Origin of the sequence: Vibrio sp. 10N.222.55.C6, from assembly GCF_041473395.1 — a bacterium.
Taxonomy (GTDB): domain Bacteria; phylum Pseudomonadota; class Gammaproteobacteria; order Enterobacterales; family Vibrionaceae; genus Vibrio; species Vibrio crassostreae_C.
In genome coordinates this window covers 1-219 of the sequence record NZ_JBFRSD010000606.1, presented here as the reverse complement: position 1 = coordinate 219, position 219 = coordinate 1, and the positions used below count along the sequence as shown (strand labels likewise).

Sequence of the window (219 nt, the reverse complement as noted above, 5' to 3'; positions counted from 1 at the left end):
ATGGAAGTTCAAACCATTCCACGTTTCGATGTGGGTGCATTCCCTTATGAATTGCCAATGGGTAGCTCAGGTCTACTTGGCATTGTTGGTATGTGTGGTCTTTGGTTAGCACTTGCGTTGTTCGCCTCTGAAATCGTGTCTGCTGGATCGTCAAGATCAACTGGCTCTGCGACAAAGACAGCATCTAAGCCAAACCAAAACACATCATCACCACTTAAC

At 46.1% G+C, this 219-nt stretch carries 1 pseudogene; it reads left to right on the top strand.

The features are described from left to right. Positions 1 to 219 (top strand): annotated as a pseudogene (locus tag AB4486_RS25290) (tetrathionate reductase); the annotation flags it as partial.